The organism is Cutibacterium sp. LaCa_89, from assembly GCF_058177555.1.
This window is the reverse complement of the sequence record NZ_CP190889.1, coordinates 1,067,403-1,088,175: the sequence shown is the minus strand read 5'-3', so window position 1 is coordinate 1,088,175 and position 20,773 is coordinate 1,067,403. Positions and strand designations below refer to the sequence as shown.

Genomic DNA, 20,773 nt, shown 5'->3' with positions numbered 1-20,773 from the left:
AGGCTACCGACTGCGGTGGCATGACCAAGCTTGGGACCACGTGACGGACCATGCACGGTACCGGGCCCGGCATCCGATCAGGTCGCAGTCTCTCCTGCGTGCTGAGCTCGCCACCACGTCAGGAAGCCGTAGAGGCAGAAGGCTCCGTAAAAGACATACATCAGGGCACTCGGGTAGTACTGCGCGGTCGCCAGCAACGGGACGCCAACGATGTCCACGGCGATCCACACGAACCAGAACTCATTCCAGCCGCGTGCCATCCCCCACGTGGCAAGGATCGATCCGGTGAGGATCCAGGAGTCCGACAATGGGCCCCAAGAACCGAGGGCCTTGAGAACGAAGTAGAAGACGATGAGCATGGCGAGAGAGGCTGTCAGGCTGAGGATGCGTTCCCGACGAGTGGCCCACCTGGGATGGACGGCCACCTGGGAGGCGCCATTGTTGCGTCGGGTGGCAGCCCACACCACCCAGCCATAGGCGCTGGTCGCGAGGAAGAAGATCTGGCGGCCAGCCTGACCCCACAGGTTGAGGTCCTGAGGAGTGTGGAACACCCCGCCCAGGAAGACGGTGAACAGGATGACGTTCCCGACGATGCCGACCGGCCAGGCCCAGACCCGACGACGGGCGCCTCCGAGGGCCGATGCCAGTCCAAACAGGTTCCCGATGACCTCGCGCCACAGAATCGGCTTGCCCAGGCCCACATCGAGTTGAGCATTGAGCAGGGACGTGAGGACATTGGACACAGTTACACCTTTCCGACTGCAGGAGGGTGGTCGGCTCATTCTCGCAGATGATCCCGGGTGGACTTCACCCCGTCACATGGGTGGCCACGGCAGGGCTGGACGCAGTCCGCTCGGCCCCGGGAATGCACCGAACTCGAGGAGGTCTGCGGCTCGTTGCCGTAACGCCTCGACCTCGGCCATGTTGATGAACTCATCGAAGATGTCATCAGGCACAGCGACAACCTGGTCGAGCATCATCTCCTCGACCGGTTCCAGGGGTTGGCCTGCCCATCCCCACAACACCGTGCGCAACTTGGGCGCAGTGTGAAAGGCCAGGCCATTGTCCACCGCCCAGACATGGGCCGTCCCGTCCAGGTCCGGATCGGGGCCGAGCAGGATGTGACCGCCCTTGCGGTCGGCGTTGTTGGCGACGGCGTCGAAGAGGGCCAGAGCACGCAGCGCAGGATGCGGAGAGTGGGCGAGCCCGATCTCGTAGTCGTCCTCGTCGATGCCCAGCATGAATCCGTGCCAGTGTCCCGGGAGACGTTCGATGGTGTCTGCCACCACCAACGGATTCTCCAGGTCGTCGTCAATCCATCGCTGCATCGAACCGGCCCCCCGTGGGCCGTCCTCGATGAAGACGGTCAACGGCACCAGCGCAATACCCATGAGTTGGGACAGCAGGTAGGACGCAACCTCACGTCCGGCAAGAGTCCCGGCAGGGAAATCATGGAGACGTCGCTCGCGGGCAACCGGTTTGTACACCCACAACCGGTCGCCCGCATCGCGCACCAGGAGAGCGCCATTACTGGAATCGGGCAGGGCGCCATCGATCCGCCATGGAGCTCGGGGTCGAGGTGCTTGTGGCAGGTCCCAGGGGTTCGTCGAACTCACCACACCAGCGGCCTGCGGTAGCCATTTGACCGGGGACACAGGTGGCCCCCTGCCGAAAGGATTTGCTGGGCACAGTACGGGCAGTATTGGCGTCCCGACGCCACAATGACATTGCAACGAGCGACGAATTGGCGAGCCTGGGAGGTCGTCATGAGGATTTCGAGGGAATCTGGTGCCGCTTCCGGAAGTGTGGTCAACAGCATCGCGGGATCGTTGATCATCAACTCGTCATCGCTGACGGCATACATCTCGATTTCGATGCGCTTGCTCGGGTCGTCAAAGGCCATCGCCATGGTGCCAACCGTAAATTCCCCATCAAGGGGTGCGTCCAGCGGGGCGAGGTCATCAGGGGCCTCGATGGCCGGTGGGACAAGGACGTCGGCGGCATGGGCGGCCAAGCCGTCCAGAATCCTGTCCATCTGAAGCGCAAGCTGGCTGATCTGAGCCTTCTCGCATTGCACCGTCACCAGGCGAGAGCCTTCCCGAACCTGAAGGTGGAAGACCCGTGCACCCGGGCGACCAACGGTGCCGACCACGACCCGATCGGGCCGTTCGAATCGGAAGGTGCGACGAGTCATGCCTCCACCCTAGCCACTCGGCCCACTCCGATGCGCACAGGCTGGGCACCGTCTCACTGGGTGTCACCGCCGAGATGGCGGCCCGCGCTCGATCCTGCACCCAGAGGTTTGTCAGGGCGCCAATTGAGGGTTTGGAGACGCCACGTCGTGCCGTCCTGGACGAGTACCGTCATGCTGGCCGGGCTGATGACCAAGGATTGGAAGAGCCGATGTGGCAGGCCCACCAGGTCGGCGACGATGGCGCGCAACGGGTCGCCGTGACTGACCACGACCGCCTCGCCATCCCGCACCTCGTCAGCGATTCTGCGGGCTGCCTGAGCCGTTCGCAGGAACATGTCAGTCATGGTTTCGCCGCCTGGGAAGGCAGCCGCGGGCGGATTGTCGACTACCGTGTGCCATTCCGGCTCGCTGCTGAGACTCGACAAGGATTGTCCCGCCCACGCTCCGTAATCGCACTCGGCGATGGCGTCGTTCACGCGTATCGGGCAGGTCCACCCCGCGCCTTCGGTGATGATTGCGGCTGTTTGCCGTGCTCGGGTAACGGGGGAGGTGACGACGAGGTCAGGTTCCACATCTGTCAGTTGAGATGCCAGGGCCTTCGCGTCTCGGGTACCGACCTCGTCGAGGGGATGGTTCGAACGACCAGCGAGGATTCCCTTCGCATTGGCCTCAGTACGCCCGTGTCGAATGAGCAGAAGTCGCGCCATGGCGTCACTGTATTGCGCCCCAGTCCTGGCACCTTGCCTCAAGGCCGGCTTGAGGGTGCTCCGTTAGGGTGATCTGAACGAGGAGGACGCACACATGCGCTTAAGAACCGTCGGGGCCAGCGGCCTCAAGGTGTCTGCCATTGGTCTGGGTTCCCTGACCTGGGGCGGCCAGACCGACGCTCGTGAGGCTCGCTCCATGGTGCGCCGTTTCGTCGATGCCGGCGGAAACCTGGTCGATACCGCCCCCGCATACGGTGGTGGCTTCGCCGAACAGCTCATCGGGAAGCTCATTCACACTGACATCAGCCGAGATGACCTCGTCATCGCCACGAAGGCTGGGTTCGTCGTCGAGGGGAAGAAACGGGTTGTCGACACCTCTAGAACCGCTCTGTTGCGCGACCTGGAGGGATCTCTGCGTCGCCTCCACACCGACCACGTCGACCTGTGGCAGGTGCATGCCTGGGGAGATGCCCCCGTCGAGGAGACCTGCGCCGCCCTCGACCATGCTGTGCATTCAGGTATGGCCCGCTATGTCGGCGTGTCCAACTTCGTCGGCTGGCAGGCGGCAACGGCGGCCACATGGCAGCAGACGACCGGAACGCGAACTCCGCTGGTGAGCAATCAGGTCGAGTACTCCCTGTTGGCTCGTCGCGCCGAAATCGAGGTCGTTCCCTCTGCCCAACACCACGGCATGGGACTGTTGGCGTGGTCATCCTTGGGACGTGGCGTGCTGGCCGGTCGTTACCGCAACGGTACGCCCAAGGATTCTCGTGGCGGTTCTGACCGTCTCTCCTGGTTCGTGCAGCCCTATCTGACGCCCAAGTCCCAAGCTGTCGTCAATGCCATCTCGAAGGCGGCCGACGGACTGGGAGCGACAACTGCACAGATGGCTCTGGCATGGGTGCGTGACGCCCCCGTGGTGTCATCAGCCCTCGTCGGGCCACGAACGACGACACAGCTCGAGGAACTGCTCGGCGTCGACGACGTCGTGCTGCCCCCGGAGATCACCTCGGCCCTCGACGACATCACGGGCGGGCCGAACCTGGCCCGTCCCGAGGAGTCCTGAGGGGTCGTCGCACCGCGCCTGATCTCAGCGCTCACTACGAGGAACCCACGGCGTGGAGACCGGACCGTCGTAGAGCTCACGCGGCCTGGAGATCCTCGTCATTGGGTCCTCGGCGACCTCCTTCCAGTGCGCAATCCAGCCGGCCATACGGCCAATGGCGAACATGACGGTGAACATGTTGAGCGGAATCCCCAGGGCCCTCAGTACGATTCCGGAGTAGAAGTCCACGTTCGGGTAGAGCCTGCGCTCGACGAAGTAGTCGTCAGCCAGGACGGCCTCCTCGAGTTCCATGGCGACGTCGAGCAGTGGGTCCGGCTTGTGCATGGTATCCAGCAACGGACCGACAACACCGCGGAGAATCTTCGCCCTGGGATCCCAGTTGCGGTAGACGCGGTGCCCGAAGCCAGAAATCCTCTCCCCCGAGTCCTTGGCCTTTGCCAGGTACTGGCGCGAGGAGAGTCCCGAGTCATGGATACGCTGCAGAGCCCGTACCGCGTTGACGTTGGCACCACCGTGACGGTCCCCCCACAGTGCACACACCCCTGCCGAACACGAGGTGAAGAGGTTGGCACCGGATGACCCCACCATCCGCACCGTCGATGTCGAACAGTTCTGGCCATGTTCGGCGTGGAGGACGAAGAAGAGGTTGAGGGCCCTCGCGGCAATCGGGTCAGGCTCGTAGTCGCGGTACGGCAGGGAGAACATCATGTGCATGAAGTTCTCGACGTACTTGAGGTCGTAGCGCGGGTAGATCGCCGGCTCCCCGATCGACGCCTTGTACGAGGCTGCCGCGATTGTCCTCACCTTGGACATCAGCTTGGCGGCGGCATCGGTGAAGGATTCCTCATCAGTGATGCGCGGGCGGTCATGGGTACTCATCGCATTGATCATCGACGACATGATCGCCATGGGGTGGCCGTTGGGAGGGAAGGCATTGAAGTGCAGATCCATCGACCGGTGCAAAGCAGAGTACTCGGTCAACCGGTTCCGGAAGTCGTCACGCTGCGCCTCAGTCGGCAGCTCGCCGAAAATGAGCAACCATGCCGTCTCCACGAAGGAGACCTTCTCCTCGGCAAAGGTCTCGATTGGCAGACCCCGATAGGTGAGCGCTCCCTCCTCACCGTCAATCCAGGAGATGGCCGACCGACACGAGGCGGTGTTGGCGAATGCAGGGTCGAAGGTCGTCACGCCGCCGGTCATCTGACGAAGATCCGAGATGTCGATGACCCTGTCGCCGGTGGTGCCGATGAGGACGGGGAGGGAGTACTCCTGGCCGTCGAGAATGAGGGTTGCGGTGCCGCGCTGGCTTGGTTTCTGACTCATCGTCAGGCCTCCTGCAGGATGTGATCGACGACTTTGGCGCCGAAGACGAGGGAGCCCACCGGGACTCTCTCGTCGACGCCGTGGAACAGACTGATGAAGTCGAAGTCAGCAGGAAGCCGCAATGGGGTGCAGCCGTAGCAGTTGATGCGACGGCCGTCCGGGAGGACGGCGAACCCCTTGGCGTCGGTTCCTGCCGAGTTGAGGTAGGGCAGCACGACCGCTCCCGGATCCTCGGCGTCAATGGCATGCCGGATGGCGTCGACAGCTGACCCTTCGAAGGGTGCTGCCGCGGCAGGTTTGAGGGAGATCGTCTCGAAATCGATCCCGGGACCAGCCAAGGACTTGATCGTCGAGATCATCTCCTCCTCAGACCCGGGAATGAAGCGGGCGTCAATCTCGGCGCTGGCCCGAGTCGGCACGACGTTGACCTTGTACCCGGCCGACAGCACCGTCGTGGTGACGTTGTGGGAGCAGCACGCGGCAACCATGCGGGACAGCGGCCCAATCGGTGCGAGGCACGACTCAAGGTCATCCCGGTCGATCGTCAGACCCCACATCTCGGAAACCTTGGCGAGGAACTCCTCCTGCACGGGGTGGCCCAGGTCGGGCCACTGATGGGAATCAATGCGCGACAGGGCTTCCAACAAGTGGCTGACCGCGTTGTCCGGGTTGCGCATGGAGCCATGGCCGGCTCTGCCGGTGGCACTCATTCGGAACCACCACAGGCCCTTTTCGGCCGACTGGACGACGTAGACCCGCTTGCCCCCAGGAGTCGTCAGGGAGAACCCACCCACCTCGCTGATGGCCTCGGTGACGCCGTCGAAGATCTCCGGATGGTTGGCACCCAGCCAGGTGGATCCGAGCGTGCCGGATGCCTCCTCGTCAGCGAACATAATGAAGCGAATCGGACGCGACGGCACCTCACCACGACGATGACGGGCTCGGATGGCTGAGAGCACCATCGCGAGGAAACCTTTCATGTCGATGGCTCCCCTGCCCCACATGCAGTTGTCGTGAACCTCGCCGGACAACGGGTGATGGGCCCAGTCCTCGGCTTCGAAGGGCACGGTGTCGCTGTGGCCGTGAAGCAACAAGGCGGGACGACTCATGTCGGTGCCTTCGGGTGCCCACTCAGCGACCAGGGTGGCTCGGCTGGGCTCGGATTCGTAGATCGAGACGTCCACCCCGATCTCTTCCAGGAGCTCGGAGACGTAGCGACACATGTCGACCTCGCCACGAGCGTCTTGTGGACCAAAATTCTGCGAGTCGATCTGAATCATGCGCGAGCAGATGTCGACCACCTCGGTCTGCGGACTGTTCGGCCCGTCGACAAGGTCTTCGAGAGGCATGCTGAAGAGATCTGACATGCAGCGATTGTGTCACCGACCGGGGTTTCCACCGTCATCAGGGACACTCGATGGACGCCGATTTGCATCGTGGCGCGAACTTCTACTAAAGTCCCGTGACTGTCCGGTACGACGCATGAGCGAAGAACCGGAGACCCGAGTCCGGGTGGCGGAATTGGTAGACGCGCTAGCTTGAGGTGCTAGTGGCCGATTAAGGCTGTGGAGGTTCAAGTCCTCTCTCGGACACGTTCGACCATGGGTCGTGACTAGGGAAATCCCTAGTCACGGCCCATTCGTCGTTCTCGGGGGAAGTCGCAAAAATGCCGCACGGAGACGCATCCGCGGGCACGAAGCGGGCACGTGAGAGGCACGTGAGAGGCACGTGTCCGTCGACCTCCGAGGAAAGGACCCCCATGAGCGTTCGCAAGCTCCCCCCTGGCCGCTACCAGGCCCGGTTCACCGGCCCCGACGGGATCTCCTACCCGGCCCCGACCACGTTCTCGACGAAGGCCCGCGCCCGGGCCTGGGAGGCCGAGGAGCGCCGCCTGGTCGAGCTGGGCACCTGGACCAGTCTCCAGAGCCGGGAGGCCGCCCAGAGGGCCGCACAGGCCTCCCAGGCAGCCAAGGGGGTCACCGTCGGCGAGTACGTCGAGCGCGTGGTCGCCCGGCGTGCCTCGCGTGCCCGGAAGCCGATCAGCCCGACGACCGCCGACCTGTATCGGAAGGACTGGCGCCTGCGTGGCGGCGACCTGGCCGGCGTGGCGCTCGGCGACCTCACGCCGGACCTCGTGTCCCGGTGGTGGGAGGCCATGCCGCCCAAGACGCCGACGCAGAACGGCCGCTGCTACGACTTGCTGAAGAGCGTCCTCGCCGAGGCGGTCGAGGACGAGCTCCTGGACCGCAACCCCTGCCGCGTTCGCGGGGCGGGCAAGCCGGACCCGGCGCGCACGGGCCAGGCGCTGACCGTCGCGGAGGTGCTGGCCTACGTCGCGGCCGTCCCCGAGCGCTACCGGGCGGCGCTGGCGGTCGCTGTTTGGTGCGGGCTCCGCTCTGGCGAGGTCCGGGGGCTGCGCCGCTGCGACGTGGACCTGGACGCCCGGGTCCTGCGGGTCCGCCAGGGCGTCACGAAGGTCAAGGCTCCGGTGGGTTCGAGGACGAAGACGCTGTGGCGGGTCGGGCCGCTGAAGACGAAGGCGGCCCGCCGCGACGTGGCCCTGCCGTCGGTGCTGGTGGAGCCGCTGCGCCAGCACCTCGCTGCTGCTCCACTGACGGGCCGGGAGGGGCTGATCTTCCCGGCCACCGACGGACGGTCTCCGATGCCCGACTCGGTGCTATACGAGGCGCACGCCAAGGGGCGCGATGCCATCGGGCGCGACGGCCTGCGCATCCACGACCTGCGCCGGACCGCTGCCACGGTCGCCGCCCAGCAGGGCGCCACGCTCGCGGAGCTGATGCGGCTGCTCGGGCACACCACGGCGCAGATGGCCATGGTCTATCAAGTGGGCACCGACGCCCGCGACCGTGAGCGAGCCGATAAGCTCGACGCTGCGATCCGGGCAGCCTCTGCCTAGAGTTGCGGCGGATTTCAGGAGTCCGCTAGACTGGCTGCGTAAGTCTTGCTGAGCCAGTCGGCCTAGCGGACTCCTCTGGGTGGGCTTCACCAGGCCCGGTACCCGATTGCACTGCCCGAGATGGTGCCTCGGACGACGACCCCGTTCGTTCGTCCGAAAGGTCCACCGCTCATGGACGCCACCCTCGTTCGCGAACTCGCTCCCGGGTTCGCCTCCCTCCCCGACGCCGCCCGCTACCTCGGCGTCTCCGACGACACGATCCGTCGCCGCGTCGCCGAGGGCAAGCTGACCGCCTACCGCGTCGGAGGCACCGGGCGCATCTTCTTCAAGATCGCCGACCTCGACGCCCTCATGGTGCCGGTGGTCTCCTGATGAACGCCTCCACGACCCCCACAACCGCCCCCGCCCCGTCCTGCCTGTGCTCCCCCTGGGCACCGTGGGTGAGGCACCCCAAGAGTTTCGCCGCAAGAGCAGCAAATGGCGCGCGCTGATTACTACGTGCGGGGGCCACAAGCTTGCCGATGGCCCCCGCACCCCAACGAAACCCCTTGTCGGAGCCCGTTTCGGCCTGCTCCGGCCTGGTCTCGTCGACGCCATCCCGACCGCCCCGGACGCGCGCGTCTAGGGGGTGGTCTCCGTGGCTGAGGACACGAAGCGGTCGGACGCGGCTGCGGCGGCGAAGCAGAGCGGTCCCAGCGGGCGCAAGCCCCCGGCCTACGTCACCTTCACCAACCAGCTGAAGCCCGAGTTCTGGCCTGGCTGGGACACCGGGCTGATCCTGTCGGGAGACCTGCAGGCGATCGGTGCCGAGGCGATCCGTCGTTGCGAGGCGGCGGGCTCCGAGGTGACCGGCTTCTGGATCGTCAAGCACGACCGCGACACCCTCGCCGACGGTGCCCGCAAGGACGACCACATCCACGCGGTCCTCCAGCAGGGCGGACCCGGCCAGCACGTCGCGGGCAAGCTCCAGTGCGTCGAGCTCGACCAGGCGCTGGGGTGGTCGAAGTCCATCGTCAGGGCGCCGGGTCGCGGCGGGCGGATCGAGAACGCGCTGTCGTACCTGATCCACGCGAAGGACCCCGACAAGTTCCAGTACGCCGTCTCCGACGTGGCGACGCTGCGCGGGCTGGACTCCGCCGAGGTGGAGAAGGCGAACCGTCGGGCCTGGGCCCGACGGGCCGTCATGGCCCGTCAGGTCGCGATCCCGGCCAAGGAGTGGGCCGAGCTCGGCGACATCGTGGTCCAGCGCGTCCTCGACGACGAGCTCGACGAGCTCGAAATCCTGGCCGACAAGACGCTGACCGACATCTACACCCGCAACCAGGCGAAGGTCGATCTGGCGTTCTCGGTCCGCAACCGCCGCGACATGCTCGCGGAGGTCCGCAAGCTGCGCGCCGGGGAGTTCCAGAAGACGGTCGTCTGGTTCACCGGGGCCAGCGACCAGGGCAAGACCTGGGCGGCGGAGTCGGTGGCCCAGGAGCTCGCGGCCCGGCTCGGTTGGTCGGTCTTCCGGGCCACGGCGAGGAACGGCCCCGACGACTACGCGGGCCAGCAGGTGTTCTTGATGAACGAGCCCTCGACGCGGGTCATGGAGTGGGCCGACCTGCTGACCCTGCTGGGGCCGCGCGAGGCCGGTCCCATCTCGGCCCGCTACCGGAACAAGGGCGACGCGGCGCCGCGCGTGGTGCTCGTCGCCGTCTCGGTCGATCCGGTCGAGTTCGGGTTCTTCGTCCCGGGCAAGCGGTCCACGACGGACTCCCTCGACCAGCTCGTCCGTCGCCTCTCCCTCCTGGCGCACGCCGAGAAGGTGGACGGGGTGCCGCGCTACTCCGTCGGCCCGCTGGCGCTCCTGCCCGCACCGGAGCAGCGGCGCATCGCAGTGCCCAACCGGCCGTCGGAGGCGGTCGCGGTCTCCTACGGCCTCGACGACGCCGCGACCCTGGTCGACCTGACCCACGACGAGGTGGTGGGCGTCGTGGTCGCAGAGGTCGCCGAGCGCTCCCCTGACGTTCAGCTCGTCGTCGCCCAGGGGTCCACCAGGGCCGAGCTGGTGGCGTCCGGCACACCCACGCGCGCGGCCCTCGCCGCCGCTCCCGAGCCGGCGCCGACGGCGGCAAAGTTCAACCTCCAGCCGCAGACCTACAGCGGCTGATCCAACCCCACGAAAGGAACACATCATGAGCACCGATCTGAACGCCATCGAGAAGGCCGTCGCCGAGCGCGCCAAGGCCGACCGTCGTCGCCTCGCGCAGACCCAAGAGCCCGAGCACAGCGAGGGCTAGCAGCACGCCGAAGGCGGGCAGTGATCCGGCGCAGCCGGGAGCCCCGCAGGGCCCCAACCGGAGGGAGCGCAGCGACCGCAGGTGTATGGGGCTACACCTACCGGTTTCCCCTCACCAACGGGAGAACCGAACTACCAGCAGTCTACGTGATGGAGGAAGAACGATGAGTGACAGCTACCGCGTGACCAGTGACGTCAGCCACAAGGTCAAGGGCGGAGGTGGCCACGCAGCGGGCTTCCTCCATCACATCGCGCGCGACCTCGACGGCAGCCAGTACGGCCAGCTGATGGCCGACTGGTCTGCCCGTCGGGACGCCGCGCTCGCCGCGCAGGAGCCGTTCACCGAACGGCCCCCCGAAGCAGCGGGAGCACAGCAACAAGAACATCGACCCGACGCGCACGCACATGAACGAGACGGTCGTCCCTGACGGCTCGGGCGGCTGGCGTCGTCCGTCGTCGGTGGACGAGGTGCTGGGCCGTCTCGACGAGCGCCTGGCGCGCGTCAAGAAGCCGCCCCGCGACGGCGCGGTGATCATGCGCGGCCACGTCGCCAACCTGTCGCCGGAGTGGTTCGCCGAGAACAACCCCGACTGGCGCGAGAACGGCCTGAACGAGGAGGCCCGCGCTGCCTACGACGCCATGCTCCAGCAGGCATACGACGAGTATGGCGACGACCTGCTCGTGGCGTGCCTCCACATGGACGAGACGACGCCCCAGTGGCAGTTCGCCGTCGTCCCGGTCACCGACGACGGACGGCTGACCCAGAAGCTCTTCTGGTCGTCGCCGTCGGTGCTCACCAAGCAGGGCCAGCGCTTCCGTGAGGCGGTCGCCGCGACCGGCATTCCGGTCAACATGAAGCCCTCGGCGAGGTCGAAGGAACACCTCTCCGGCGACGAGTTCGCCCGGCGCGCCGACGACCTGCGCGAGCGCGAGCAGGAAGTTGAGGAGTGGGCCGCCACGCTGGAGACGGCGGCGGCCACCATCGACGCCCGCAAGGCCAACGTCGCAGCACGGGAGGCGAAGACCCAGGAAGACGCCCAGGAGGCCGCCAGCGACCGCCAGAGGGCCGCTGAGGCCCGGGCACGGGCCGAGCAGGCAGAGAAGGCCGCAGGGGCCGAGCGGGCCCGTTTGGCGGACGTGCTCACGTGGATGGACACACCGCAGTCGAACGGGGCGACGGCCCGGGCGAACTTCGACGGGTGGCGACGCCGCAAGGCCAAGCAGGCCCAGTTCGAGGCCAAGGCGAACGCCCTGGCCGAGCAGGAGCGCCAGCACGCCGAGGACGGGCCCCAGCTCGGCGGCGGCTCGTCCAGGCCCGCGCCGTCGCTGTTCGGCGGCCAGCGGTCTTCGTCGTCCCCGCGTCCCTCGTCGCCGTCGCTCCCGACGGCGAACAGCCGCTCCATGGCCGCCAAGGTCCCGCCGAAGGAGTGACCCCGGATGTTGTCAGTCGTCGCCGCAGAGGGCGCAGGCCCCTGCACCGCCACAAGCCGGGCAGTTGGGGTCTGCACCACCACGGCCTTCCTCGCGATCCCAACGTGCGAGGTCGCTCTCCCACACGCTGTAGCCGTCGGGGTCATGGTCGTGTCCGATCATGCAGCGGCAGGGTTCGTCCCAGCGGGAGCCGGGTCCGTTCTCCCGGCGAATCACGTAATGTCTAGGTCCGGTCGGCATCGCCTTCGCCCTCCTCGCAGAGTTCTTCGTCTGGAGCGATGCCCGGGGTCGCGTCGCCCATAGGCTCGGTCTCGGTGTGCTCAACGACGGCGCAAAGGTGCCTCTCAGCGTTCTCGCCATTCTTCACGGCGACTCGACGATCTGTGAGCTTCCCCTTCACCCAGCCATAGCCCTTGACCGCTCCGGCACCAATCACCGCGCCTGCGGCAAGCCCACCTGCCACCAGCTTTGGCGCAGCGTCCTCGACGGCACCCTTCTTGATCATCTCGATCATGGCGTCCACACCGCCGGACCTCTTGGCGAGTTCGACGATCTCCTGATAGCGCCCCAGATTTCCCATGAGGAGATGCTACGACGGCGGGGCGCAGTCCAGAGCAGGCGTGGGCACGTCTCGGGCACGACGCGCAGTTTGTGGCTCCTCAGATCGCCGGATCGCCTGATATACAAGAGTTCGTAGCCCACGGCGCGAACTCTTCAAGTCCTCTCTCGGACACAACAAACCCCGTCTAACTGAACGAGTCAGACGGGGTCCACTTTTCACCCCATTCGCGTGCCCGCCCCCCTTGAGGAGCAACCGGCCCTCGCGTCGCCATCTGTGATATTTCTCGCCGTGAGTGCACATGAAAGGTTCACTTCAGTCCACCTTTCATGGATGTGGACAGATTCCTTCAGCCGAGTTTCCGCCTGTGCACGAAAGACCACCTCTGCCGTTCAGACCACCATCACGAACCCTCGGCTCATATTGTCCTGGACATCCGAGGTGGCCGTCGCTCAAGGATGAGACGGGCACGCACGACGCAAAGGAGCATCTTGATGTCATTCCCACGCAAACTCAGCGCACTGACGATTGCCGGCACCATGGCAGTGACTGGCGTCACCATTGCGACCCCAGCCATGGCTGCTCCTGAAGGTGGTTCTCAGCCTGCCGCCTCCCCGGCGACCGACCAGGTGAAGAAGGAGACCGGCTACTTCAAGACTACTGACAAGCTTGGGACCAAGCTCTTCTACCGCAAGGACATCGTCCCCAACGCCAAGGGCGCCGTCGTTCTGGTCCACGGTCTCATGGAGAATTCCTCCAACTACGAGTACCTGACCAAGAGCCTCACCAAGGCCGGCTACAGCGTCTACCGTTTCGACAATCGTGGTCACGGCCGTAGCGCCGCCCCGTACGTCAACAACGCCATTCCGCGTGGCCAGTTCGATGACTGGTGGAACATCGAGTCCGACATTCACCAAGTCGTCCAGACCGCGCACGAGGAGAACGCCGACCAGAAGGTCTTCCTCCTCGGCCACTCGATGGGCGGCATCGCCGTTCAGTCCTACGGAATCATGTACCCGGGCACTGTCGACGGCATCGTCTCCTCCGGTGGCGGTACGTTCGCCAGCGTTGACGGGCCGAACACCGAGGGCGTCACCACCGTGACCCCCGACAATCTCAACTTCTTCGCCCGCCATGCCCTCCCACAGATCAGCCAGATTCTCCCGATGTCTCACCTGACGGCGTTCAACGGCCAGCTCGCCAAGGCTGCCGTCAAGGATCCCAAGAGCATCCGGATGCCATCTGGTCCGCTCTCTGCCGGCGTCATCCTCCCCGGCTACCCGGCTTACGGTCTGTGCTCCGATCCCGATGTCCGCATCGACCACTGGCAACGTGACCCGCTGTACAACCACTACATGCGTCTCGGTCTGGTCGAGCAGCTCGGTGTCGGCGAGGTCTACAACATCATGAATGCCCATGAGTTCGACTCTCCCACCCTCATCATGCACGGTGAGAACGATGGCCTCGTGCCGAGCTACTTCGACGTGAACTGGTACAACGCCATTAATTCGAAGGACAAGAAGATCATCCAGTGGCATGGCCTCATGCACGAGATCTTCAACGAGCCCACCAAGGACCAGGTCATCAAGACTGCTGTCGACTGGATTGACGCCCACAACAAGTGAACTTGATCCGGCCTACTTTCTGATGAGGGCTGCGTCTCCCACACATCGCGGGAGACGCAGCCCTCGTTGTACCGGCATGCGACACGAACTCACACCAGTTCGCATGCTTCAGTTCTCAGGCCCCTCTCCGCCCTATTCTGGATCATGAACAACCGTGTTCGTGAGCCCAGATCACCCGTACAACACGAACCACTGGTCAGACTTGGGTCACCCGATAAAATACAAATACGCCCCGGCCTGATCAGCGGTCGTGGGACTGACGAAAGGAGCCACTCGTGGGCCTCAGCGACAAGATCAAAAGCAAGAGCGACGAGCTCGTCGGTGCTGCCAAGGAGAAGATCGGAGATGTGACTGACAACGCCGATCTCCAGGGCGAGGGCGCCGATCAGAAGGCCAGCGGCAAGGTGGACCAGAAGGTGGATGACGCCAAGGACAAGGCGACTGACCTCAAGCACGACGTCCAGGCTGCTACCGACAAGCTGAAGGACTGACAACTGACGGGCCGGGCACATGAGGAGCCCGGCCCTTTACCATGTCCTCATGACGATCACGGCGCGGCGTTACCTCGACAACTCCATCGGGGTGTTGACGCTCGCCGCGACCCCGCAAGGACTGGCTCAGGTCACGTTCGGCGAGGCACCAGCGCCATCGACCGTCCGCGAATCGTCCGAGCAACACCACATCTGCGAGGGAATCCTCGACGACGCCGCCCACCAGTTCAGCGAGTACCTCTCCGGCTCCCGAACTGCTTTCAGTCTCCCCCTCGACCTATCGGGAGCGACAGCCTTCCAACGAGCCGTCATCAACGGGCTACTCACGATTCCCTACGCCCAGACCATCAGCTATCGCGACTTAGCCACCCTCATCGGGCGTCCACAGGCCTCCCGAGCGGTCGGCAACGCCTGTGCCACGAATCCATTGCCGATCGTCATCCCTTGTCACCGGATCCTGCGTAGTGATGGCAAGCTCGGGGGTTACCTTGGCGGCCGAACCATCAAGCGTTTCCTGTTGGACATGGAAATCCGTCATGGTGCCATCACCTCCGGTTGCCGGCCAATGTGACCGACCACGTACCATCCAGGCAACATGCCGCCATGCCCAGCTGCTCGAGTACCGTCAATGCGGCTGAGCACTGAGCCACAGACACTCCCGCCGACGCAGACAACTCGTCCATCCCACAAGATCCATGAGCCGGGAGCGCCTCGTGCACGGCCAGTTCCGTGGCATCCAGGACATCCGTGGGAAGACTGCGACCTTCCGGTCTTTCGGGTTCAGGAGCAAGTTCTCCGACGATCCCGCGGACATCCTCGGCATCGCGCACCAAGATCGCCTCACCGTCACGGATGAGCTTGTTCGTACCGGTTGACCTGCTCGAGGTCACGGGACCGGGGACAGCCATGACTGCCCGGCCCAGAGCATTCGCCCATGAGACGGTGTTGATCGCTCCCGATCGCCACCCTGCCTCGACAATGACGGTCCCTGTCGTCAGCGCAGCAATGAGACGATTTCTGGCCAAGAACCCCGGACGCGTTGGATGCCGGCCTGGTGGCATTTCCGAGACCAGGGCGCCCGTTTCGGCAATGCGTTCCAGCACCGCGGCATTTCCCCTCGGGTACAAGACGTCAAGCCCACATGCCAGGACTCCGATCGTCGTCTCGTCGACGCACAAGGCGCCTCGATGTGCAGCGACGTCGATCCCGAATGCGCCACCGGAGACTATGACCTGACGACCGGTCCCGTCGCTGTGTCCCTGAGCAAGATGGTGGGCCATCTCCATCGCGACATCCTGGCCATAGCTCGTCGCAGCTCGGCAGCCGACGATGGCAACCGACCGCTCAGACGCCTCATTGACGCGTGTCGGGCCAAGAACCCACAACCCGATGGGAACCCCACCCATTCCTGACTTCCCCACCCACGAGAGGTCATCGAGCCCAACGGGCCACTCCTCATCTCCGGGGATGAGGAACCTCATCATGGCTTTCTCCGACCGGGCCACCACCTGGTCGACATCCGTCCCTCTGGCTCGCTCGTACCATCTCTCGTCCACATCGGTCAGCAGGCGGTGCCAGATCTCTTCGGCCGTCATGTCCAGCAATCGCCGCGCCGTGACGCTGTCCCCAGGCTGGACAACTGTTGTCAGGGCAGCTCGCGCCACCCTCTCGTTGTCCCATGTCATAGCAATCGTCCTCGTCTCATCCCCATGGCCTCAGCAACACATGCCTTGTCCACCTCGTCCTTGCCCTCCAAATCGGCCACGGTCCATGCGATTCGCAGCACCTTATCCACGCCTCGGGCTGTCAGCCGACCGGTCGTCAGGGCGTCTTCGATGATGCGAGTGGCATCATTGGCCGGGAGCTTCTGGCGAAGCACCTTCCCCGGCACCTCGGCATTGCATTTCCATGGCCTCCCTTCCCAGCGACGCGCAGCCCTCAGCCGGGCTTCTGCCACCCGGTCGTGCACGACGGCGCTGGATTCCCCTGCGGGCAACGTTGAGGCGTCAAGCAGGTGCGCCGAGGTCAGCGGGCGCATGCGTACCGTCACGTCGACTCGGTCGAGGATCGGGCCGGAGAGCCGACCCGAATATCGTTGGACCTGTTGTGGAGTGCAGGTACACCGACCGGACGGGTCGTCAGCCATCCCACACGGGCACGGGTTGAGTGCCATAACGAGCTGAAACCGAGCTGGGAACGTCGTGTGGGCCTGAGAACGGCCGATGATGATCTCCCCCGTCTCCAAAGGCCCACGCAGCGAATCGAGGACCTTGGGGGCAAATTCCGGGGCCTCGTCGAGAAAGAGAACGCCGCGGTGCGCCAGGGAGATGGCACCTGGCTGGGCAATCCGTGCTCCTCCGCCGACCATGGCAGCCATCGACACGGAATGGTGTGGCTGTGCCAACGGCGGCCTGGTCATGAGACGCCCGCTCCCCCGGCCTGCCAAGGAGTGCAGAGCCGTCACCTCGAGGGCGTCCCGGTGATCCAGGCGGGGAAGGATCCCGGGCAGCCGTCGTGCCAGCATCGACTTCCCACAGCCAGGTGCGCCGCGAAGGAGGATGTGGTGGCGTCCGGCTGCCGCCACTTCGAGGGCGCGGCGTGCTTCGTGTTGGCCGATCACCTCTGCCAGATCTACCAGACTTGGATCAGCATCGGCGGCGTCAGTCATGGGTTCCTCAGTCGCCAGTACCGGACGGCCGTGCAGGACCTCGACGACGTCACGGAGATGACCGACCGGCCAGATCGTCACCCCCTGCACTAACCGGGCCTCGGCATACTGGCCGGACGGCACCACGGCACACTCGAACCCGGCCTCGCGAGCCGCCAACAATGCCGGAAGTACCCCACGCACTGGTCGTACCCGCCCGTCTAGCCCCAGTTCCCCCATGAGAACCGTCGACCCGAGCAGGGTCTGCGGGATCTTTCCGTCCGCAGCCAGGGTCGCAGCGGCAATGGCGAGATCGAAGTGAGTCCCGGCCTTCGGCAAGCCGGCCGGGGTGAGGTTGATCGTCAGAACGTTGCTCGGCCAGGACATGCCGGTGGCACCAACCGCAGCCCGACACCGATCCCGAGCCTCGTGCAGGGCCATGTCCGGAAGGCCGACGAGTACCGTACGCGGCAGCCCCGACGATATGGCCGTCTCCACCTCGACCAAGCAGCCTTCCAACCCCATCAGGGAAACCGACCATGCGCTTGCCCCGGTCACTGGATGCCCCGTACATGCGTAATCGTCGGCTGTTCGCCGGGGCGCACCATGACCCCGATGGCGTCGATCCGTACCGAGTGCATTCCTTTCTCCTGGTCGACCAACCAGGCCAACGCGAGCTCGTGAAGCTTACGGATCTTCGTCGTCGTGATGGATTCCAGGGGATCACCGAATCCAGTGCCGGACCGCGTCTTGACCTCGATGAAGACGATCGTCCGGTCATCTTGCGCAATGAGGTCGATCTCCCCCACTTGGCACGCCCAGTTTCGGGCGACGATCGTCCACCCGAGGGAATCCACGTACTGGGCGGCAATGTCCTCGCCCCACGCACCGAACGCGGGTCTGCCGCCACGACGCCCACGCAAGGCTGCTCCGCGAGGGGTCGTCAGTTCTGCCGACAACGGCTTGGGTGTCATCATGCACCACCTCCGACAACAGTTGTCGTCGCAGGAATGCTGATCATTCAGTTATCCACAGACCAATCTGGCCTGCCATGAACACCACGAGTTGTCCCCAGACGATGCAGCCACTTACGTGGAGGGAACCTCATCGAAGTCGGGATGCACGATCTCCTCGATCGACACATCGCGGAAGGTAAGGATCTTGGCGCTCTTGACGAACCTGGACGGCCGATACATGTCCCACACCCAAGCGTCCGCCATGGACACCTCGTAGTAGACGTCACCGCCCTCGGTACGTACCTTGAGGTCAACGACGTTGCACAGGTAGAACCGTCTCTCGGTCTCAACGGCATATTTGAAGATGCCGACGACGTCCTTGTACTCGCGGTAGAGCTCAAGCTCCATGCGGTTCTCGTACTGTTCCAGATCCTCGGCACTCATGATGAATGCAGCCTAGCCGCTCGTTGCACGTTGCCATAGCTCATCCGATGCTGGGGTGACGGCCCCAGCTCCTCCAGACGTCGTTGGTGCAAGGCCGTCGAATATCCCTTGTGCACCGCGAAGTCATAACCAGGAATCTCCTCGTCCATGGCAATCATGATGCGGTCCCTGGCCACTTTCGCCACGATCGACGCCGCTGCCACGCAGGCACACACTGCGTCAGCCTTCCACATTCCCAGGTCCGGAACGGTCAGTCCATCCACGGGGAACCCGTCTGACAGCACGTACCCTGGCTCGACATCCAACCGTGCAACGGCGCGTCTCAGCCCGCTGATGTCGGCTTCTTGCATACCCAACCGGTCGCACTCGTCGGCCTCCACACGGACCCATGACACGGCCAACGCTTTGTCCATGATGATGTCGAACAGTCGCTCTCGTTTGACGACAGACAAGGTCTTGGAATCGGCGAGCCCCTCGATCCGTGATGACCTGCGATCATCGAGGATCACGGCAGCGGCCACCAAAGGCCCGGCACAGGCTCCCCTGCCGGCCTCGTCACACCCGGCGACCGGACCCAGACCTGCTCTCGTCAGGGCCCTTTCATGGCCCATCGGACCAGGCCCGACGCGCACCGTCACGGCCATGGCGTCGTCACCGGGGCTAGCACTCGTCGCCGACGCAGATGCGCGCCTTGTCAGGGGCTGAGCCAGACCGGTCGGGAATGCCCTTGAATGTGTCAGGGGTCCCCAGCCCGTCAATACGGTTAAGAGGCATGAGAATGGCCTTTGCCGGCCCGACGACGTTGTCGAGAGGAACGAACCCGGGAGCACCCGTGTACCCGTCAGGATCGAGGTCCTGGATGTGGTAGCGAGAATCTCCCGACGCGTTGCGGTGATCCCCCATCACGAACATCCGGTCCTTGGGAACGGTGACCCGGAACTTCATCGTCGACGGCTCGACCATCTGACCGTTCTCCGAGTACAGGTAGGAACGCTCGTCAAGGGCTTTCCCGTTGACGGTCACCTGACCCTTGAGGTTGCAGCAGGCAACGGTGTCGCCGGGCATTCCGATAACGCGTTTGATGAGGTAGTTGGAGCTCGTGTTGGGCAGCAGACCCACGAACTCCAGCACTTTGCCCGCGACAGAGCGACGATCTTGGGCTGCGGGAAGCCAGTGCTCGGTGTCCTTGAACACGACGACGTCACCACGATGAAAGTCCGCTGCCTTGACGGCCACCACGCGATCACCGACCTGCAGGGTGTTCTGCATGGATCTGGAGGGAATGACGAACATCTGTCCCACGAAGGCTCGCAGGATGGCCGAGATGACGAGAGCTCCGACAATGATGAGGACGATTTCCATCATTCCGGATCGGAACCGCTGCCATGCGCTCGGTCGTTGCGACCCAGTCGTGGCTCCTGCAGCCTGCGGGCCATCGGTGTCGCCATCGGCAGTCCTTCGCGCCTCGTAGTCATACGCCACGGCGATACCTCTCCCTCTTACCTCCCGGGAACGTCCCGGCAGGTGCCAACCTGCAGTGTAACCAACGTCCAGAACACACTCTGGTCACCTCGTCGAGCGTCGATCAACCCAGACCTCATAAGACACACGAAAACGGGGCCCCGCACAAGCGAAACCCCGTTACTGTGAGGACGACGTCAGCGAGCTGCGCCCTTCTCCTTGATCTTGGCAGCCTTGCCGCGCAGACCGCGCAGGTAGTACAGCTTGGCGCGACGGACGGCACCGTGGCGATCAACCTCGATCTTCTCAATGATCGGGGAGTGCAGTGGGAAGGTACGCTCGACACCCGTTCCGAAGCTCAGCTTGCGGACGGTGAAGGACTCCTGGACGCCACCACCGGTACGCGAGATGACGGTTCCGGCGAAGACCTGCACACGGGTGCGGCTGCCCTCGACGACCTTGACGTGGACCTTCACCGAGTCGCCAGGGCGGAACTCGGGAATGTCGTCGCGCATCGAGGCCTTGTCGATCTCGTCGATGATGTTGCTCATGGTGTTTCCTCGCCGGTGCCACAGGTCACCTGGTGCTCGTGTTCAAAAGATGTGGTCCCCGCGCTCCGGACGATCCCCCTGTGGCAGGAGCCGGACACGGACAACAGCAGGACATTTTTC

At 64.7% G+C, this 20,773-nt stretch carries 24 protein-coding genes and 1 tRNA gene; 10 read left to right on the top strand and 15 right to left on the bottom strand.

Features of this window, described 5'->3' with window-relative positions; all coding sequences use genetic code 11:
- Nucleotides 1-77: 77 nt before the first annotated feature.
- The 4 genes from pnuC to ACP8LP_RS05025 form a co-directional block, all read right to left on the bottom strand.
- Nucleotides 78-743 carry a nicotinamide riboside transporter PnuC gene (gene pnuC / locus ACP8LP_RS05040; protein WP_016665649.1) on the bottom strand — a complete coding sequence of 222 codons (666 nt, stop codon included), beginning with the start codon at nucleotides 741-743 and terminating at the stop codon, nucleotides 78-80.
- Nucleotides 744-815: 72 nt separating this feature from the next.
- Nucleotides 816-1,655 carry an SCO1664 family protein gene (locus ACP8LP_RS05035; RefSeq protein WP_016665650.1) on the bottom strand — a complete coding sequence of 280 codons (840 nt, stop codon included), beginning with the start codon at nucleotides 1,653-1,655 and terminating at the stop codon, nucleotides 816-818.
- Nucleotides 1,613-2,194, bottom strand: a complete 582-nt coding sequence (locus tag ACP8LP_RS05030) for a DUF3090 domain-containing protein (RefSeq protein WP_016665651.1) — start codon at nucleotides 2,192-2,194, stop codon at nucleotides 1,613-1,615. The genes ACP8LP_RS05035 and ACP8LP_RS05030 overlap by 43 nt, the downstream gene beginning before the upstream one ends.
- Before the next feature lie 53 nt (nucleotides 2,195-2,247).
- Complete coding sequence (locus ACP8LP_RS05025) at nucleotides 2,248-2,901, bottom strand: histidine phosphatase family protein (RefSeq protein WP_016665652.1); 654 nt, start codon at nucleotides 2,899-2,901, stop codon at nucleotides 2,248-2,250.
- Nucleotides 2,902-2,995: 94 nt separating this feature from the next.
- On the opposite strand from ACP8LP_RS05025, the gene ACP8LP_RS05020 reads away from it, so the two are divergent.
- Nucleotides 2,996-3,967: an aldo/keto reductase gene (locus ACP8LP_RS05020; protein WP_016665653.1), complete on the top strand. Its 972-nt coding sequence runs from the start codon at nucleotides 2,996-2,998 to the stop codon at nucleotides 3,965-3,967.
- 24 nt (nucleotides 3,968-3,991) lie between these two features.
- Here the strand turns inward: ACP8LP_RS05020 and ACP8LP_RS05015 are convergent, their stop codons facing one another.
- Both ACP8LP_RS05015 and ACP8LP_RS05010 read right to left on the bottom strand, forming a co-directional pair.
- Nucleotides 3,992-5,290: a citrate synthase gene (locus tag ACP8LP_RS05015; RefSeq protein ID WP_016665654.1), complete on the bottom strand. Its 1,299-nt coding sequence runs from the start codon at nucleotides 5,288-5,290 to the stop codon at nucleotides 3,992-3,994.
- Between the two features lie 2 nt (nucleotides 5,291-5,292).
- The gene (locus tag ACP8LP_RS05010) at nucleotides 5,293-6,657 is read right to left on the bottom strand and encodes a M20/M25/M40 family metallo-hydrolase (RefSeq protein ID WP_065674189.1); all 1,365 of its coding nucleotides are present in this window, start codon (nucleotides 6,655-6,657) and stop codon (nucleotides 5,293-5,295) included.
- A gap of 139 nt (nucleotides 6,658-6,796) precedes the next feature.
- Between ACP8LP_RS05010 and ACP8LP_RS05005 the strand changes: the two genes are divergently transcribed.
- The 6 genes from ACP8LP_RS05005 (at nucleotide 6,797) to ACP8LP_RS04980 (ending at nucleotide 11,919) form a co-directional block, all read left to right on the top strand.
- A tRNA-Leu gene (locus tag ACP8LP_RS05005) sits at nucleotides 6,797-6,882 on the top strand.
- A 167-nt stretch (nucleotides 6,883-7,049) separates the two neighbouring features.
- Entirely contained in the window at nucleotides 7,050-8,207 is a 1,158-nt protein-coding gene (locus ACP8LP_RS05000; RefSeq protein ID WP_334353529.1) for a tyrosine-type recombinase/integrase, read from the top strand.
- A 171-nt stretch (nucleotides 8,208-8,378) separates the two neighbouring features.
- Entirely contained in the window at nucleotides 8,379-8,579 is a 201-nt protein-coding gene (locus tag ACP8LP_RS04995) for a helix-turn-helix domain-containing protein (RefSeq protein ID WP_334353530.1), read from the top strand.
- Between the two features lie 265 nt (nucleotides 8,580-8,844).
- Nucleotides 8,845-10,359 (top strand): Rep family protein, encoded by a 1,515-nt coding sequence (locus tag ACP8LP_RS04990; RefSeq protein WP_334353526.1) that lies wholly within the window; start codon nucleotides 8,845-8,847, stop codon nucleotides 10,357-10,359.
- A gap of 293 nt (nucleotides 10,360-10,652) precedes the next feature.
- On the top strand, nucleotides 10,653-10,916 hold the full coding sequence (locus ACP8LP_RS04985) for a hypothetical protein (RefSeq protein WP_334353525.1): 264 nt from the start codon (nucleotides 10,653-10,655) through the stop codon (nucleotides 10,914-10,916).
- Entirely contained in the window at nucleotides 10,894-11,919 is a 1,026-nt protein-coding gene (locus tag ACP8LP_RS04980) for a plasmid recombination protein (RefSeq protein ID WP_334353524.1), read from the top strand. The genes ACP8LP_RS04985 and ACP8LP_RS04980 overlap by 23 nt, the downstream gene beginning before the upstream one ends.
- 12 nt (nucleotides 11,920-11,931) lie before the next feature.
- Here ACP8LP_RS04980 and ACP8LP_RS04975 read toward each other — a convergent pair whose 3' ends face one another.
- A complete protein-coding gene (locus ACP8LP_RS04975; RefSeq protein WP_334353523.1) occupies nucleotides 11,932-12,081 on the bottom strand; it encodes a hypothetical protein in 150 nt (49 codons plus the stop codon).
- 61 nt (nucleotides 12,082-12,142) lie between these two features.
- On the bottom strand, nucleotides 12,143-12,499 hold the full coding sequence (locus ACP8LP_RS04970) for a hypothetical protein (protein ID WP_334353522.1): 357 nt from the start codon (nucleotides 12,497-12,499) through the stop codon (nucleotides 12,143-12,145).
- Nucleotides 12,500-12,972: 473 nt separating this feature from the next.
- On the opposite strand from ACP8LP_RS04970, the gene ACP8LP_RS04965 reads away from it, so the two are divergent.
- The 3 genes from ACP8LP_RS04965 (at nucleotide 12,973) to ACP8LP_RS04955 (ending at nucleotide 15,165) form a co-directional block, all read left to right on the top strand.
- A complete protein-coding gene (locus ACP8LP_RS04965; RefSeq protein ID WP_016665656.1) occupies nucleotides 12,973-14,103 on the top strand; it encodes an alpha/beta fold hydrolase in 1,131 nt (376 codons plus the stop codon).
- A 275-nt stretch (nucleotides 14,104-14,378) separates the two neighbouring features.
- On the top strand, nucleotides 14,379-14,594 hold the full coding sequence (locus tag ACP8LP_RS04960) for a CsbD family protein (RefSeq protein ID WP_004808547.1): 216 nt from the start codon (nucleotides 14,379-14,381) through the stop codon (nucleotides 14,592-14,594).
- 49 nt (nucleotides 14,595-14,643) lie between these two features.
- Nucleotides 14,644-15,165, top strand: coding sequence for a methylated-DNA--[protein]-cysteine S-methyltransferase (locus ACP8LP_RS04955; RefSeq protein WP_252908524.1), 522 nt, complete (start codon nucleotides 14,644-14,646; stop codon nucleotides 15,163-15,165).
- On the opposite strand, the gene dprA is transcribed toward ACP8LP_RS04955, so the two are convergent.
- The 7 genes from dprA to rplS all read right to left on the bottom strand — a co-directional run bounded on the left by dprA (nucleotide 15,140) and on the right by rplS (nucleotide 20,653).
- On the bottom strand, nucleotides 15,140-16,279 hold the full coding sequence (dprA, locus tag ACP8LP_RS04950; protein WP_063279750.1) for a DNA-processing protein DprA: 1,140 nt from the start codon (nucleotides 16,277-16,279) through the stop codon (nucleotides 15,140-15,142). The genes ACP8LP_RS04955 and dprA overlap by 26 nt on opposite strands.
- Nucleotides 16,276-17,799, bottom strand: coding sequence for a YifB family Mg chelatase-like AAA ATPase (locus tag ACP8LP_RS04945; RefSeq protein WP_465249492.1), 1,524 nt, complete (start codon nucleotides 17,797-17,799; stop codon nucleotides 16,276-16,278). Before ACP8LP_RS04945 ends, dprA begins: the two co-directional genes overlap by 4 nt.
- Nucleotides 17,796-18,218, bottom strand: coding sequence for a YraN family protein (locus ACP8LP_RS04940; protein WP_016665660.1), 423 nt, complete (start codon nucleotides 18,216-18,218; stop codon nucleotides 17,796-17,798). The genes ACP8LP_RS04945 and ACP8LP_RS04940 overlap by 4 nt, the downstream gene beginning before the upstream one ends.
- Before the next feature lie 111 nt (nucleotides 18,219-18,329).
- Nucleotides 18,330-18,641, bottom strand: a complete 312-nt coding sequence (locus ACP8LP_RS04935; RefSeq protein ID WP_004808565.1) for a DUF2469 domain-containing protein — start codon at nucleotides 18,639-18,641, stop codon at nucleotides 18,330-18,332.
- A complete protein-coding gene (locus ACP8LP_RS04930; RefSeq protein ID WP_016665662.1) occupies nucleotides 18,638-19,285 on the bottom strand; it encodes a ribonuclease HII in 648 nt (215 codons plus the stop codon). Before ACP8LP_RS04930 ends, ACP8LP_RS04935 begins: the two co-directional genes overlap by 4 nt.
- Before the next feature lie 16 nt (nucleotides 19,286-19,301).
- Nucleotides 19,302-20,123 (bottom strand): signal peptidase I, encoded by an 822-nt coding sequence (gene lepB, locus ACP8LP_RS04925; protein WP_334353521.1) that lies wholly within the window; start codon nucleotides 20,121-20,123, stop codon nucleotides 19,302-19,304.
- A gap of 176 nt (nucleotides 20,124-20,299) precedes the next feature.
- A complete protein-coding gene (gene rplS / locus ACP8LP_RS04920; RefSeq protein ID WP_004808571.1) occupies nucleotides 20,300-20,653 on the bottom strand; it encodes a 50S ribosomal protein L19 in 354 nt (117 codons plus the stop codon).
- Between the last annotated feature and the right edge of the window lie 120 nt (nucleotides 20,654-20,773).

Excerpts from the sequence above, each read along its gene's own strand:
- ACP8LP_RS05030 (WP_016665651.1), bottom strand. The coding sequence starts at position 2,194 with ATGACTCGTCGCACCTTCCGATTCGAACGGCCCGATCGGGTCGTGGTC.
- ACP8LP_RS05025 (WP_016665652.1), bottom strand. The coding sequence starts at position 2,901 with ATGGCGCGACTTCTGCTCATTCGACACGGGCGTACTGAGGCCAATGCG.
- ACP8LP_RS05020 (WP_016665653.1), top strand. The coding sequence starts at position 2,996 with ATGCGCTTAAGAACCGTCGGGGCCAGCGGCCTCAAGGTGTCTGCCATT.
- ACP8LP_RS05015 (WP_016665654.1), bottom strand. The coding sequence starts at position 5,290 with ATGAGTCAGAAACCAAGCCAGCGCGGCACCGCAACCCTCATTCTCGAC.
- ACP8LP_RS05010 (WP_065674189.1), bottom strand. The coding sequence starts at position 6,657 with ATGTCAGATCTCTTCAGCATGCCTCTCGAAGACCTTGTCGACGGGCCG.
- ACP8LP_RS05000 (WP_334353529.1), top strand. The coding sequence starts at position 7,050 with ATGAGCGTTCGCAAGCTCCCCCCTGGCCGCTACCAGGCCCGGTTCACC.
- ACP8LP_RS04995 (WP_334353530.1), top strand. The coding sequence starts at position 8,379 with ATGGACGCCACCCTCGTTCGCGAACTCGCTCCCGGGTTCGCCTCCCTC.
- ACP8LP_RS04985 (WP_334353525.1), top strand. The coding sequence starts at position 10,653 with ATGAGTGACAGCTACCGCGTGACCAGTGACGTCAGCCACAAGGTCAAG.
- ACP8LP_RS04980 (WP_334353524.1), top strand. The coding sequence starts at position 10,894 with ATGAACGAGACGGTCGTCCCTGACGGCTCGGGCGGCTGGCGTCGTCCG.
- ACP8LP_RS04975 (WP_334353523.1), bottom strand. The coding sequence starts at position 12,081 with ATGATCGGACACGACCATGACCCCGACGGCTACAGCGTGTGGGAGAGC.
- ACP8LP_RS04970 (WP_334353522.1), bottom strand. The coding sequence starts at position 12,499 with ATGGGAAATCTGGGGCGCTATCAGGAGATCGTCGAACTCGCCAAGAGG.
- ACP8LP_RS04965 (WP_016665656.1), top strand. The coding sequence starts at position 12,973 with ATGTCATTCCCACGCAAACTCAGCGCACTGACGATTGCCGGCACCATG.
- ACP8LP_RS04955 (WP_252908524.1), top strand. The coding sequence starts at position 14,644 with ATGACGATCACGGCGCGGCGTTACCTCGACAACTCCATCGGGGTGTTG.
- dprA (WP_063279750.1), bottom strand. The coding sequence starts at position 16,279 with ATGACATGGGACAACGAGAGGGTGGCGCGAGCTGCCCTGACAACAGTT.
- ACP8LP_RS04940 (WP_016665660.1), bottom strand. The coding sequence starts at position 18,218 with ATGATGACACCCAAGCCGTTGTCGGCAGAACTGACGACCCCTCGCGGA.
- ACP8LP_RS04935 (WP_004808565.1), bottom strand. The coding sequence starts at position 18,641 with ATGAGTGCCGAGGATCTGGAACAGTACGAGAACCGCATGGAGCTTGAG.
- ACP8LP_RS04930 (WP_016665662.1), bottom strand. The coding sequence starts at position 19,285 with ATGGCCGTGACGGTGCGCGTCGGGCCTGGTCCGATGGGCCATGAAAGG.
- rplS (WP_004808571.1), bottom strand. The coding sequence starts at position 20,653 with ATGAGCAACATCATCGACGAGATCGACAAGGCCTCGATGCGCGACGAC.